Origin of the sequence: Salipiger mangrovisoli, assembly GCF_015223355.1 — a bacterium.
Lineage (GTDB): Bacteria > Pseudomonadota > Alphaproteobacteria > Rhodobacterales > Rhodobacteraceae > Salipiger > Salipiger mangrovisoli.
Genome location: NZ_JADFFK010000018.1, coordinates 124,676 through 137,793 on the forward strand (window position 1 = coordinate 124,676; position 13,118 = coordinate 137,793).

10 protein-coding genes are annotated in these 13,118 nt (G+C 67.8%); 3 read left to right on the forward strand and 7 right to left on the reverse strand.

The genetic code is table 11. From position 1 onward, the window contains the following. Positions 1-8: 8 nt before the first annotated feature. Complete coding sequence (locus IQ782_RS21255; protein ID WP_194136676.1) at positions 9-980, reverse strand: TAXI family TRAP transporter solute-binding subunit; 972 nt, start codon at positions 978-980, stop codon at positions 9-11. Between the two features lie 285 nt (positions 981-1,265). Here IQ782_RS21255 and IQ782_RS30335 point away from each other — a divergent pair, with 285 nt between their 5' ends. Continuing rightward, the gene (locus IQ782_RS30335) at positions 1,266-2,009 is read left to right on the forward strand and encodes an SIS domain-containing protein (protein WP_194136677.1); all 744 of its coding nucleotides are present in this window, start codon (positions 1,266-1,268) and stop codon (positions 2,007-2,009) included. A 21-nt stretch (positions 2,010-2,030) separates the two neighbouring features. On the opposite strand, the gene IQ782_RS21265 is transcribed toward IQ782_RS30335, so the two are convergent. The 3 genes from IQ782_RS21265 to ggt form a co-directional block, all read right to left on the reverse strand. Beyond that, complete coding sequence (locus IQ782_RS21265) at positions 2,031-3,965, reverse strand: MacB family efflux pump subunit (RefSeq protein ID WP_194136678.1); 1,935 nt, start codon at positions 3,963-3,965, stop codon at positions 2,031-2,033. Between the two features lie 8 nt (positions 3,966-3,973). Beyond that, a complete protein-coding gene (locus tag IQ782_RS21270; protein ID WP_194136679.1) occupies positions 3,974-5,167 on the reverse strand; it encodes an efflux RND transporter periplasmic adaptor subunit in 1,194 nt (397 codons plus the stop codon). 249 nt (positions 5,168-5,416) lie between these two features. Beyond that, the gene (gene ggt, locus IQ782_RS21275; RefSeq protein WP_194136680.1) at positions 5,417-7,006 is read right to left on the reverse strand and encodes a gamma-glutamyltransferase; all 1,590 of its coding nucleotides are present in this window, start codon (positions 7,004-7,006) and stop codon (positions 5,417-5,419) included. A gap of 233 nt (positions 7,007-7,239) precedes the next feature. Here ggt and IQ782_RS21280 point away from each other — a divergent pair, with 233 nt between their 5' ends. Together IQ782_RS21280 and IQ782_RS21285 are read left to right on the forward strand one after the other, a co-directional pair. Further along, a complete protein-coding gene (locus IQ782_RS21280) occupies positions 7,240-7,839 on the forward strand; it encodes a HupE/UreJ family protein (RefSeq protein WP_194136681.1) in 600 nt (199 codons plus the stop codon). 2 nt (positions 7,840-7,841) lie between these two features. Then, positions 7,842-8,417: a hypothetical protein gene (locus IQ782_RS21285; protein ID WP_194136682.1), complete on the forward strand. Its 576-nt coding sequence runs from the start codon at positions 7,842-7,844 to the stop codon at positions 8,415-8,417. A gap of 14 nt (positions 8,418-8,431) precedes the next feature. Here IQ782_RS21285 and IQ782_RS21290 read toward each other — a convergent pair whose 3' ends face one another. The 3 genes from IQ782_RS21290 to IQ782_RS21300 are packed head-to-tail and all read right to left on the reverse strand — an operon-like array spanning position 8,432 to position 12,963. Then, a complete protein-coding gene (locus IQ782_RS21290) occupies positions 8,432-8,824 on the reverse strand; it encodes a response regulator (RefSeq protein WP_194136683.1) in 393 nt (130 codons plus the stop codon). Then, positions 8,805-12,251 (reverse strand): chemotaxis protein CheB, encoded by a 3,447-nt coding sequence (locus IQ782_RS21295; RefSeq protein ID WP_194136684.1) that lies wholly within the window; start codon positions 12,249-12,251, stop codon positions 8,805-8,807. The genes IQ782_RS21290 and IQ782_RS21295 overlap by 20 nt, the downstream gene beginning before the upstream one ends. A gap of 34 nt (positions 12,252-12,285) precedes the next feature. Next, positions 12,286-12,963, reverse strand: coding sequence for a PAS domain-containing protein (locus IQ782_RS21300; protein WP_240989456.1), 678 nt, complete (start codon positions 12,961-12,963; stop codon positions 12,286-12,288). Positions 12,964-13,118 lie beyond the last annotated feature (155 nt).

Genomic DNA, 13,118 nt, shown 5'->3' on the forward strand with positions numbered 1-13,118 from the left:
CGGCGGTGTTACTCGATCAGCCCGGCTTCCTTGAAATAGCGCTCGGCGCCGGGGTGCAGCGGTGCCGACAGGCCGGCGGTCGCCATCTCTTTCGGGTCGAGGTTGGCAAAGGCCGGGTGCAGGCCGCGGAACTGGTCGATGTTGTCGAACACCGCCTTGACCACCTGGTAGACCACCTCTTCGGGCACGTCTTCCGAGGTCACGAAGGTCGCGCCGACGCCGAAGGTGTGCACGTCCTCGTCGTTGCCGCGGTACATGCCGCCGGGGATCGTTGCAGTGCGGTAGAAGGGGTTGTCGGCGACCAGCTCGTCGACCGCCTCGCCCGAGACCTCGACCAGCACGGAATCGCAGGCGGTCGTGGCCTCCTGGATCGAGCCCGACGGGTGGCCGACGGTGTAGACCATGGCGTCGATGTTGTTGTCGCAGAGCGCCTGGCTCTGCTCGGCCGCCTGCAGCTCGGAGGCCACGGCGAAATCACCCATGGTCCAGCCCAGTTTGTCCATCAGCACCTCCATGGTGCCGCGCTGGCCGGAGCCGGGGTTGCCGACGTTGACCCGCTTGCCCTTCAGATCATCGAAGGTCTTGATGCCGGAATCGGCGCGGGCAACCACGGTGAAGGGCTCGGGGTGCACCGAGAAGGCCGCGCGCAGACCCTCGTAGGGGCCCTGCTCGGCAAAGGTCGAGGTGCCGTTGTAGGCGTGGTACTGCCAGTCGGACTGGGCGACGCCGAATTCCAGCTCGCCGCCGCGGATGGCGTTGATGTTGAACACCGAGCCGCCGGTCGACTCGACGCCGCAGCGGATGCCGTGCTCCGAGCGGCCGCGGTTCACCAGGCGGCAGATTGCGCCTCCTGTCGGGTAGTAGACGCCCGTCACGCCACCGGTGCCGATCGAGATGAAGGTCTGGTCCTGTGCGACGGCAGCCCCCGCGCCGAGCGCGGTTGCGGCGGCAACAAGGGCGCCGATCAGAGGTTTGGTCATGTCGTGTGTCTCCCTGAATTTGATCCGAGATTCGGCTCTCGCCCGTCAGTGAAACATTTCATTGCAGAGCGTCAAGGTAAACAATACAAGTGTATCACTCTTGCAAACATCACAAACTAATGCAGAAGCGGTAAGAGTAAAGACCGGGAGGCCGACCTGCCGACACCTTCTTCCCTAGAGGACCTTGCCCGTGCGCTGCGCCAGCTCGGGCGCAGCGGCACGCCCCGTGTCGCCGCTCTGGCGCGCTGGGCGTCGGATCAGCCCGAAGAGATCGCCCTGAACTCGGTGCGCAGCCTCGCCGAGCGGTCAGGCGCCAATGCCAACACGGTGGTGCGCCTGTCGCAAGCGTTGGGCTTCACGGGTTACGAGGCCTGCCGCAATGCCTTTCAGGACGCGCTAAGGCAGGCAAGCGAAACGGGCGGCGACATCTACGGTCGGCGGGCAGGGGAGCTTTCGGGCCGCGACAGCGCGTCCGTGCTCGACGCCATTCGCGACGCGGGGCACCGCAACCTGGAATCGGCCTTCACGCAGGAGAGCCGCCTGGCGATCGAAAAGGCCGCGCGGCTGATGCTCGGCGCGCGGCAGGTTCACGTGGTGGGCGTGCGGAGCTGTTACGCCATCGCCGACTACCTTGGCTATACCGCGCGCATGGCCTTCGACAACTTCGCGCCACGGGCGGGCACGCCGGGGGACATCCGTGACCGGATCGCGCTGGCGGGGCCCGAGGACGTGGTGGTGTCGATCAGTTTCCGCCATTACTCGGTCGAGACCCTCGCGGCGCATGACCTGGCGTTGCGGCAGGGTGCGCGGACCATCGCCATCACCGATGACCCCAAGGCGCCGCTGGCGCGTGGCGCGGATGCGGTGATGCTGCCCGAGATGCATGGCCCGCAGCCCCTGCCGAGCATGATCGGGGCTTTCGCTCTGGTCGAGGCGCTGGTGGCGAGCATGGTGGTGCAATCGGACAAGGCGCTGGCGAACATCACCCGCTTCGAGCAGCGTCTGCACGAAGCGGGGGCGTACCGGTAGATTTGGTGGGCGCGCGGCGGGTCACTCCCGCGCCAGCGCCACCACCGGGTCAAGCTTCGCCGCCGAGCGGGCGGGCAGGTAGCCGAAAACCACGCCGATCAGTGTCGCCGAGCCGAAGGCTGCAGCCACCGTCGCGCCCGAGTAGACCAGCCGCATCGAGGGGGCGACCACACCCAGCACCGCCCCCAGCCCGTAGGCCAGCGCCACGCCGAGCGCGCCGCCGATCAGGCAGACCAGGACGGCCTCGATCAGGAACTGCGCGGTGATGTCCGAACGGCGGGCGCCCACCGCCTTGCGGATGCCGATCTCTCGGGTGCGCTCGGTGACCGAGACGAGCATGATGTTCATCACCCCGATACCCCCGACGAAGAGCGAGATCAGCGCGATGGCCGAGATCAGCCATGTGAGGGTCTTCGAGGTGCTCTGGATGGTCTCGCGGATGGCGTCGGTATTGGTCAGGAAGAAATCGACCTTGCCATGGCGACGCGTCAGGACCTCGGTTATCTGGGTCTCGGCCAGCGTCATGTCATATCCGTCGGCCACCTGCACCGAGATGGAATCCACGGTGCGGCTTCCGGTGATGCGCGCCATGGCGGTGGTATAGGGGGTGAAGACTTTGATCGACTGCGGGCCGAAGCTGGCGCCCGAGGAGGCCACCACGCCGATCACCTGAAGCGGGACGCGGCCGATCATCACCCGCTGGCCGATGGGGCTTTCGCTGCCAAAGAAGGTCTGTGCGGCGTCGCTGTCCAGCACCGCCACCTGCGCACGGGCGTCGAGGTCGGCTTCGGTGAAGGCCGTGCCTGCGGTCAGCTTGTAGGCGCCGAGCTGGAAATAGCCCGCCGAGACCCCCTTGACCTGCGCCGAGGCGCTGGTGCCGCCGTGGATCACCGTGGCGCTGGTCGAAACCTCGGGCGAAACCGAGGCGGCGAAGTCCAATGGGGCAAGCGCGTCGGCGTCGCCGCCCACGAGCGTATCGACCCGGTTCGCCCGGCGGTCGCCGAAGCCGGTGCCGGGGCGGATGTCGATGGTCGAGGTGCCGATCGAAGCGATATTCTCCAGCACCTGCTGCTGGCTGCCGTTGCCGAGCGCCACCACAGAGACCACCGAGGTGATGCCGATGATGATCCCCAGCATGGTCAGGAACGAGCGCAGCTTGTGCGCCGACATGGATTTCAGCGCCATCCGCGTCGCCTCGCGCAGCCGGTCGGCCAGCGCGCCGAGGCCCGAGGCGGCGGGGTGATCGGTCTCGACGCGGGCCGAGGCGGTGAAGGGCCGCTTGCGGGTGTCGGCGGTGATCTCGCCATCGGAGATCTCGATCACCCGGTCGGCGGCCCCGGCGATCTGCGGGTCATGGGTGACGAGGATCACCGTGTGGCCCTCGGCGTGCAGCTCGCGCAGCAGCGCCATCAGCTCGGCCCCCGAGGCGCTGTCGAGCGCGCCGGTGGGCTCGTCGGCGAGGATCACCTCGCCGCCGTTGATCAGCGCGCGCGCCACCGAGACCCGTTGCTGCTGACCGCCCGAGAGCGCGCCGGGCTTGTTGCCGAGCCGCTCGCCGAGCCCGAGCCGGGTGAGCAGCGCTTTCGCCCGCTCGCGCCGTGCCCTGCGCGCCGCGCCGCGGTAGATGGCCGGGATCTCGACGTTGCCGACGGCGTCCAGCTCGGCCATCAGCTGGTAGCGCTGGAAGATGAAACCGAAGTGGTCGCGGCGCAGCTCCGCAAGGTCGAGGTCTGCGAGGCGGTGCACATCGCGCCCGTCGAAGCGGTAGCTGCCGGCGCTGGGACGGTCGAGACAGCCGAGGATGTTCATCAGCGTCGACTTGCCCGAGCCCGACTGCCCGATGATCGCCACCATCTCGCCGGCCTCGATGCAAAGGTCGATGCCGCGCAGAACCTGCACGGTCTGCTCGCCCGCCGCGAAGGCGCGCTCGACGCCGGAAAGTTCGATGAGTGCCATGACGCGCCTCAGAAGCCCATCATCCGCGGGCCGCCGCGCCCTCCGGGGCTGCGTCCCGTGCCCATGGCGGGGGTGGTGGCCGAGGTCGAGCCGATGACCTGATCGCCCGCCTCAAGGCCCGAGCGCACCTCGAAGCGTGTGGCATCCTTCAGGCCGATCTCGATCTCGCGCCGCTCGGGCTGGCCATCGGTGCCGAGCACGTCGAGCGCGTAGTGCCCGCCGCGCCCCTTGGCAGGCAGCAGCGAGAGCGGCAGCGTCGGCACGTCCTCGGCCCGGCCGAGGAAGATGGTCACATCCGCCGACATGCCGATACGCAGCAGCCGGTCGTCGTTGTCGACGATGAATCGGGCGTTGTAGTAGATCGCGCTGTCGGTATCGATCTCGTCGCTGTCCTTGATCGACGAGGGCGCGGGTTCGACCGAGGCGAGCGTCGCGGCATAGGTCAGCTCGGGCGCGCCGAGCAGGGTGAATTCCACCTGCTGGCCGGGCTGCACGTGCACCACGTCGGCCTCGGAAATCTCGGCCTTCACCTCCATCTTGCCGAGCTGTGCCAGCTTGACGATGGTCGGTGCCTCCTGCGAGGCGTTGACCGTGGTGCCCTCGCCGTTGACCACGGCGACGACGGTGCCGTCGATCGGCGCGATGATCTTCGTACGTTCAAGATCCAGCTCGGCGCTGGAGACCTCGATGCGCGCCCTTGCCAGCTGCGCGTCGAGCGATTGCAGGTTGGCGCGGTTCATCGCCAGCGTCGCCTCGGCGGCCTCGAGTTCAGACGTCGCCGAAAGCTTCTTGGCATTGAGCCCGCTCTGCCGTTCAACAGAGAGCTCGGATTGGCGGATCTCGGCCTTCTTCGCCTCGATCTCGGCCTCGATCTGGGTCAGCTCGGCCTTGGCCTGCGCCACCGCGTTCTGCTGTTCGAGCGAGTCGATGCGGGCGATCAGGTCGCCCTGTTCCACCTCGTCCCCGACCGCGACGGCCAGCTCCTCGATCAGCCCGGAGGTGCGCGCCCCCACCGAGACAAGGTCGGTCGCCTCGATCAGCCCGGTGGCGAGCACGGTGCTCGACACGGTGGCGCGGGTCACGGCGACGGTCTGCGGCGCGGCCTCGGCGGGCTCGGCGCCGCGGTCGAGATAGGCCCAGCCCGCGCCCGCGCCGATGAGGGTCAGTACCCCGATGATCAGAGCTGTCTTGCGTATGCTCATTGCGCGTTCCCGAAGCCTTCAACTGTGACGTTCCGAAGGGGTTACACGGATGGGGGCGGCCTTTCCGTCGCAGAAAAATCCGGCGGGGCCGCGCCGCGCTGCAAAGCGCCGTTTGGCTTGCATCTAAGGTCTGCGGACGCGGGCACAACGGCTCTCGGGGCAGGGCTGCCATGCGCACAGGCCAGGGCCGGGCAGCAAAACACCGCGCCGGAATGGCGCGGTGCTGCGGTTTTCCGTCTGTGGCTTGGTTCAGAACCCGAGCGCCATCCCGTCCTTGCGGCTGTCGCTGCCGCCCGACAGAAGCCCGTTCGCCGCGTCGATGCGGATCGCCTGGCTGCCGCCGATCGGGCTGGTCATCACCTTGAGCTTGTGGCCGCGCTTTTCCAGCTCTGCGCGGGTCTCAGCAGAGACGCCGGGCTCGATCTGCAACTCGTCGCCATAGGCGAAGCTGCGCGGTGCATCCATCGCCGCCTGGAGGTCGAGACCGAGGTCGAGCACGCCCGACAGGAAGGCCGCGTGGCCTGCCGCCTGGTATTGGCCGCCCATCACGCCGAAGGGCATCACCACCTTGCCGTCCTTCATCACCATGCCGGGGATGATGGTGTGCATCGGGCGCTTGTTCGGGGCGATGGCGTTGGGATGCCCCTCGATGAGTCGGAACGAGGCACCGCGAGAATGGAAGAGCACGCCGGTTTGCGGGTCGAGCCGGGTCGAGCCGAAGCCGTGGAAGATCGAGTTGATGAAGGACAGCGCGTTGCCCTCGGCATCGACGACGCAGAGGTAGATCGTATCCTTGTGCTCGGGCTCGTCCCAAAGGGCGGGTTCCATGGCACGGCTCATGTCGATGCGCGCGGCCAGCTTGCCCACCACCTCGTCCGACAGCAGTGTCTCGACCACGTCCGGGCAGCTCGCCGGGTCACCGATCAGCGCATCGCGGTGGTGGTAGGCGAGCTTGGTGGCCTCGGCGTGCAGGTGGATGCGGTCGGCCTCGGACATCTCGGCGCCCATGTCGAATTTCGACAGGATGCGCAGGATCAGCAGCGCGGCGAGGCCCTGGCCGTTGGGCGGGCATTCGACCACCTCGTGCCCGGCGTAGCTTGCGGAGATCGGGTCGGTCCAGAAGGCCGCATCGGTGGCCGCGTGGAAGTCCGCGACCGTGTGCAACCCGCCGAGCGATTGCAGGTGCGTCGCCATCTTCGCGGCGGTCTCGCCCTGGTAGAAGCCCGCCGCGCCTTTCGCGGCAATCTCGCGCAGGCGATCGGCGAGCAGCGGCTGGGCGTGGCGCTCGCCGGCGGTGGGGGCGCGGCCGTCCGGCAGGAAGACCTTGGCGGCATGTTCGTCCTTGCCGATCAGCGCGGCTTCCTCGGCCCAGTCCTGCGCCACGCGCGGGGTCACGGCGTAGCCGTTCTCGGCATAGGTGATGGCGCGGGCGAAAAGCTGGTCGAGCGGCATCGTGCCATGGTCGGCGTGCAGCAGGCACCAGGCCGAGATCGCGCCGGGGATGGTCACCGAATGCGGGCTGGTCTGCGGGATCTCGTCGGTGAGCCCCGCCTCTTTCAGCGCCGCGACGGTGGCGGCGGCAGGGGCGCGGCCCGAGCCGTTCAAGGCTTTCACCGCGCCGCCCTTCGGCGCGTAGAGCGCGAAGCAGTCGCCGCCGATGCCGGTCATCAGCGGATCGACCACGCATTGCACCGCCACCGCGGCGAGCGCTGCGTCAACCGCGGTGCCGCCGGCCGAGAGCACCTCGAGGCCGGCCGCGGTGGCCAGCGGGTGCGAGGTGGCGATCATCGCCTGCGAAGCCAGCGTGCTGGGGCGTCGGGCGGAGAAGAAATCGAACATATGTGGGTCGTCCTGTTGGCTGTCGGGCGGGGCCGCGTGTTTTTCCCAGAGTGATGGCGGGCAGGGAGGAGGCTCGTCAAGAGCCGGGGTGCTGCGCCGGGATATTCTTTGGCACTGTGCCGCTGCGCAGACCCCGATCTGCGGCGCGTCCGCGCCTTTTGCGCTGGTCAGCGCGGCGGGGAGGTGGCAGCCTCCGGCAAACTCGAATTTCAAAGCGTTCAAGAGGGTTTTCCATGCATTCCAGATCTTTGTCGGCAGTTGCAGCGGTGCTTGCCCTGGTCACGCTTGGGGCGGCATCGCCGGCGTTTGCCCATTCCGGAGGCGTCGCGGCAGGAGGATTCGTGACGGGGTTCCTGCACCCGATCCTCGGCTGGGATCACGTGATCGCCATGGTGGCCGTCGGGCTCTGGGGTGCCTTCCTCGGCAAGCCGGCGATCTGGCTGCTGCCGGTGACCTTCCCGCTGGTGATGGCGCTTGGCGGGATGCTCGGGGCGGTGGGCGTGCCCCTGCCCGGCATCGAGACCGGCATCGCCGCCTCGGGTCTGGTGATCGGGCTCGCCGTGCTTTTCGCAGCGCGCCCGCCACTTCCGGTGGCGGCGGTGATCGTGGCGGTTTTCGCAATCTTCCATGGCCATGCCCATGGCACCGAGATGCCCGGTGCGGTCAGCCCGCTTGCCTTTGCCGGAGGTTTCGTGATCGGCACCGGGCTGCTGCACCTATGCGGCATCGGCTTCGGCATGCTGACCCGCTCGCGCGTCGGCACGTTCGCCGTGCGCGGCGCGGGCGGGGTGATCGCGGCACTCGGCGCGGGCTTCCTGACCGGCGCGCTTTGATCATGCGGTCTCTTGCACTGGCGGTGGCGCTTGCGCTGCTGCCGCGGATCGCCCTCGCGCATGAAGCCTTCGGCGACCTCGGGCCGTTCTACGGCGGGCTGCTGCATCCGGTCATGGCGCCGCTCCAGACGCTGGTGCTGGCCGCGCTCGCCATCCTGCTCGCTCGGCAGCCGCTGGACGGTGTGCGCGCCGCCTATCCGGCGCTGGTGCTGGCAGGCGCAGGGGCCATCGTGTTGCACGCGGCAATGCCGGACCTTGCCGTGCCGATGCGGCTGGGTGCCGCCGCGGCGGTGATGCTGGGCGGTCTCGCGCTCTGGGGTGTGGCGCTGCCGCGCGGTGTGCTGGTGGTACTTGCGATGACGGGGGCGGCGCTGGCGGCGGTTTCGGGCGACGCGGCGGCGCTCACCCGTGCCGGCCTGCTCGGCGCGGTCGGCAGCATCCTTGGGATCGCCGCCTTCGTGCTGCTGGTCTGGGGCTTGGTGGATATCCTGCAATCCCGGCTCGGACGCGTTTCCGGCGCTGTGGCCGCGGCCTGGCTGATTGCGATCGGTGCCATGGCAGCGGTGCTGCCGGGCTGACGCTCGGCGCTGGCCTAAGCGGTGCTGAGCGACTCTGCGCTCTGCAGCGCGCTGCGCAGGCCCGCCGGGCTGATCGGCTTCAGGCAACAGCCTGCCTTCGGATATTTGGCGTGGATCTCGTCGTCGTAGACGTGCCCAGACTGGAAGACGAGGCCGACGCCCATGTCGCGCAGCCGGTCTGCCAGAGGGAACACCTCGCCGTCTTTCAGGCGCACATCAAGCAGCGCGATGTCGGGGCGCTCGGAGCCGAGCGCCGCGAATGCCTCGCGCAGGCCGGGGAAGGGGCCGATCACGTCGTAGCCGAATTCCTCGACGAGCATCTGTAGATCCATCGCGACGATCACCTCGTCCTCGCAGATCATCACCCGTTGTCGGGCCGTGGTCTTTTTACCGCTCGTCAGGGACATAGCGCAGTATCATCCTTCTTTCATGTTCGCCGAACTCAACGGAGACCGAGCCACCCAGCTGGACAGCCGAGAGCTGAACCAGCGTGGAGCCGAAGCCCGCTGCCCCATCGTCAGGCTTAACACGCCCATCGTGAATTTCGTTCCACAGCAGTTCGACAATCTCGCCTTCGCGTGTCCAGCCGACTTCCAGCCGACCAGGCTTGTGCCCCAGAACCCCGTATTTGGCAGCATTGGTAGACCACTCGTGCAGCAGCAGCGAGAGCGAGGTCAGCTCCTGCGTGGCCACGGGCACCTCGGGGCCGCCGGGGATGAGGTCCATGTCGCCGCAATAGGGCTCAAGCGAGGCGCGGATGGCATCCTCGAGCCCGAACTTCCGCCCGCGCGGTGTCTTCTGCGTGAGGTCGTGCGAGCGGGCAAGCGCATTGATCCGGGTCTGCACCCCGTCCACCAGGTCGGGGACGGAGTCGGCCTGCCGCCCCGCCATGCGCACCATGCCCGAAATGATCGAGAACATGTTCTTCACTCGGTGGTTCATTTCGCGGAGCATCATCTCGCGCACGTCCTTGGCGTCCTGCTCCTCGGTAACGTCGAAGAGCACACCCAGCACCCGTTCGGCCTGGGGCGTGGCGATGCGTCGGCCGACCATCTGGATCGAACGCGCATGGGCACCAAGACCGTTCAACCGGGCGACGACATCGATCGGCGTGCCGCTTTCCAGCGAGCTGTCGAGGGCGTGCCGCACCGCGTCCCGGCTGTCCTCGTTGAGCGGCGCCAGCATCCGGTCGAGCGGCAGCCGGTGTTCGTCGATGCCGAGCAGCGCACAACCACTGTCGTCGAGCATCACCGTGCCGCGGCGCGGATCGCATTCCCAGACCGCCAGCCCCGAGACATCGAGCGCCAGCCGCAGCCGCTCGCCCTCGTGCTTCAGCGCGGTTTCCAGGCGCAGCGCGTCGGTCACCTCGGTGAAGACCAGCGTCGCGCCGTTCAGGTCGCCATCTCGGCTGCGGTAGGGGGTGATGACCAGCGACCAGGTGCGGTCCTCGGCGCGGTCGCTGACCCGCATTTGGCGCAGCTCGCCGTTGCGCATGACCTCGCCGATCGCCTGAAGCACCTCCTCGTTGCGCCGCAGCGACGAGGTCACCTCGGCCAAGGGGCGGCCCCGGTCGGTGCCGCGGAACGGGTAGATCGACTGGATCGCGTCGGTGAAGTTGCGGATCGCCATCTTCGAGTCCACGACCACCAGCGGCAGCGCGGTGGAGGCGAAGAAGTTGGTCAGGTCGGCATTGGCCACGGACAGCTCGTCGACCTTGCTCTTGAGCTCGTCGTTGACGGTCGAGAGCTCCTCGTTTGTCGACTGGAGCTCCTCGTTCATCGACATCATCTCTTCGTTGGAGCTTTTCAGCTCCTCGTTCGCGGTCTCCAGTTCTTCGACGGTGGTGTGCAGCCGCGCGCGGGTGTCGCGCAGCTCATGCTCGAGGCTCTGCACGTGGCTGTCTGTGGGATCGAGGTCCTCGTAGGCGTCATCCTCCAAAGGCTCGAAACGATCGCGTTCGCGGAACACCAGAAGTATGCTGCCGTCGTCCAGCGGGTCGGCGATCAGGTCGAAGGCCTGCACGCCGAACTCGGACTGCGCCCGCAGATCGCGCGAGATAGTCCGCTTATTGCCGCGCGCCACCTGGCGCAGGATCGCCGAGAGCGCTTCGCGGACACCCGAGCGGGCGAGCGACGGCGCGAAATTCTCGCTCTCGGGGCCGGGAGAAACCTCGAGGTACTTTCCCAGCCGTCCGGTTGAGCGGAGGATTTCGCCGCGCGGCGTCACGCGCAGCGTCGGCGGGGCGTAGGCCGCCAGGATGCGCTCGGCCACGTCGCTGTCCTGCCAATCCAGCCGGGCGGGAGGCTCGCTGTCTTCGGCGGCATGGCGGCGGCCCTGCGGGGCGCCGCGCTGCGCCGCGCGCAGGTGCAGCGGATATTCGGGCCTGCCGTTGTTGCGTCGGAACACCCGCGCGCTCTGGTCAAGCGGCGCGAAGACGTGGTCATGCCGACCCACCGTCTCTGAGGGGCCAAGGAAGAGCGTCGCGCCGGGCTTCAGCGCATAGTGGAAGATCGGCAGCGCGATGGCCTGCAACTGGTCGCCGAAGTAGATCAGCAGGTTGCGGCACGACACCAGGTCGATGTTCGAGAAGGGCGGGTCACGCACGATGGAATGCACGGAGAAGCGGATCATGTCGCGGATCCGTGCCGAGATGCGGAACCGCCCGTCGAGCGCGATGGTATAAAGGTCGCGCATCCCCTCGGGGATGTCCGCCAGCGCGGATTGCGGATAGGTCGCCTCGCGTGCGATGCGCAGCATCTGCTCGTCGATGTCGGTGGCGAAGATCTGGATCCGCGTCGAGCGCTTCTGCTGCCGCGCCTCGTCGGCGAACATCATGGCGATCGAATAGGCCTCCTCGCCGCTCGAGCAGCCAGGGATCCAGACGCGGATCTCGTCCTCGTTGCCGGCGCCGCGGACCAGCGGTGCCACCGCCAGCTCGCGCAGCCGTTCAAAGTGCTCGGGGTCGCGGAAGAAGCGCGTGACGTTGATCAAGAGCTCGCGGAACAGGATTTCGCATTCCTTAGAGTCCGAGCGCACGCGTTTGAGATAGGCGCTGGCGTCGGCAAGGTCGAGCACCTGGATGCGCCGCTGCACGCGGCGGATCAGGGTCGATTTCTTGTAGCCCGAGAAATCATGGCCGACGAAATTGCGCACCACCCCGCAGATGTCCTCGAGATGCGCCTCGACGGTATTGGCCAGCTGCCGGTCGGCGGTGCGCTCGAAGGCCAATGCGTAGAACTGTTCTATCGCCGCGACGATCTCTTCGGGGCGACGCACGAAGTCCACCAGCCCCGTGCCCTGCGCCGAGGTCGGCATGCCATCGTATTTCGCCGTGGCCGGTTCCTGCACGAGGCAGAGCCCGCCATGCTCCTTGATCGCCCGCAGGCCGGCGCTGCCATCGGCTCCGGTGCCCGACAGGATCACGCAGGCGGCAAAGCGGCCCTGATCGAGGGCGAGGCTCTCGAAGAAATCGTCGATCGGCCGCCGCAGTCCGCGCGGCTGGGCGAACTCGGTCAGGTTCAGCACGCCGCCCGTGACCGACAGCCCGTGGCCGGGCGGAATGATATAGACATTGCCCGCGGTGATCTTCTCGCCGCCCGAGGCTTGGCGCACGCGCAGTTCGGTGTGACGTGCCAGCAACTCGGCCAGAAGGCTTTCGTGGTTCGGGTCGAGGTGCTGGATCACCACATAGGCCAGGTTGCTGGCACTGCGCGCCTCGGTCAGCATCTCGCGGATCGCCTCTAGACCGCCCGCCGAGGCGCCGATGCCGACGATGCACAGGCGTTCCTTGTCGCCCTCTGCGCCTTCGGCGTGCTGTCTGTGCTTGTCGTCCATTCTCGGTCCGAGGTCCTTGCCCAGTCGCCCTGCCTCAGGGCCAGTCATCATCAAGGGACAGCCGGGCCATGAGCGCCACGGAGTCCGCGATCATTTGTGCGGAGCCGACCATCGCGAGACCGAACTCACGGCCGATCTGTTCGACATCGCTCAAGGCTCTCTGCAGGGTCGCGTCGTTCGCGGCCAGCCCGGAGCGGCGCAGCGACGATGTCATGTCGAATTGCGAGGCGAGAATGAAGCTCGGCTGCTTCTCGCGGTCGAAGAGCCGCGTCATGAAGACGAAGTTCAGAAAACGGCTGCCGTCCTTGCGGTAGTTCAGGATCGGGAAGCGCCCGCTGTCGGGGCCGATCCCCTGCACGAAGTCGCGCAGCGGCCGGCGCATCTCTTCTGTCGTGTCCTCGCCCTGCAGGAAACGGCAATTGCGGCCCAGGACCTCGTCGGCCCCATATCCGGTGAGCGCGCAGAAGGCAGCGTTGACCAGCACCAGCGGCGCGTCTTCGTCGGGCCGCGAGACGGCCAGGGCGATGTTGGATTTGCGGACATAGTCGCCGAGCGGTTTTGGGAAGCTGTCCTGGAAAGTCATCTCGGCGGCATGTTGATACGGGCTGGCTGGCGGGGCCGGACTGGAACGCCTTTGCTCAAGATGCACCGAAGCGCGCGTAAGGCAAGCTTCCTGCGCCAAAATAACTTGAGCAGCCTGCGCGGGTTCCATCTGTGTCCCGCAGCGACGGCGCAGCCTATCCCGCGGGTCCGGCCCGGCGGAGCTGATCGGGGTACCGGCCGGGGGAGTGGTGACTCGCCCGCTGCTTGGGGTTGGATCGCCTGTGACTCGCCTGTGACTGGCCGGTGACTCGGGGCCTTTTGTGG

Coding starts and splice junctions, on each gene's coding strand:
- IQ782_RS21255 (WP_194136676.1), bottom strand. CDS start 980: ATGACCAAACCTCTGATCGGCGCCCTTGTTGCCGCCGCAACCGCGCTC.
- IQ782_RS21265 (WP_194136678.1), bottom strand. CDS start 3,965: ATGGCACTCATCGAACTTTCCGGCGTCGAGCGCGCCTTCGCGGCGGGC.
- IQ782_RS21270 (WP_194136679.1), bottom strand. CDS start 5,167: ATGAGCATACGCAAGACAGCTCTGATCATCGGGGTACTGACCCTCATC.
- ggt (WP_194136680.1), bottom strand. CDS start 7,006: ATGTTCGATTTCTTCTCCGCCCGACGCCCCAGCACGCTGGCTTCGCAG.
- IQ782_RS21280 (WP_194136681.1), top strand. CDS start 7,240: ATGCATTCCAGATCTTTGTCGGCAGTTGCAGCGGTGCTTGCCCTGGTC.
- IQ782_RS21285 (WP_194136682.1), top strand. CDS start 7,842: ATGCGGTCTCTTGCACTGGCGGTGGCGCTTGCGCTGCTGCCGCGGATC.
- IQ782_RS21290 (WP_194136683.1), bottom strand. CDS start 8,824: ATGTCCCTGACGAGCGGTAAAAAGACCACGGCCCGACAACGGGTGATG.
- IQ782_RS21295 (WP_194136684.1), bottom strand. CDS start 12,251: ATGGACGACAAGCACAGACAGCACGCCGAAGGCGCAGAGGGCGACAAG.
- IQ782_RS21300 (WP_240989456.1), bottom strand. CDS start 12,963: ATGGAACCCGCGCAGGCTGCTCAAGTTATTTTGGCGCAGGAAGCTTGC.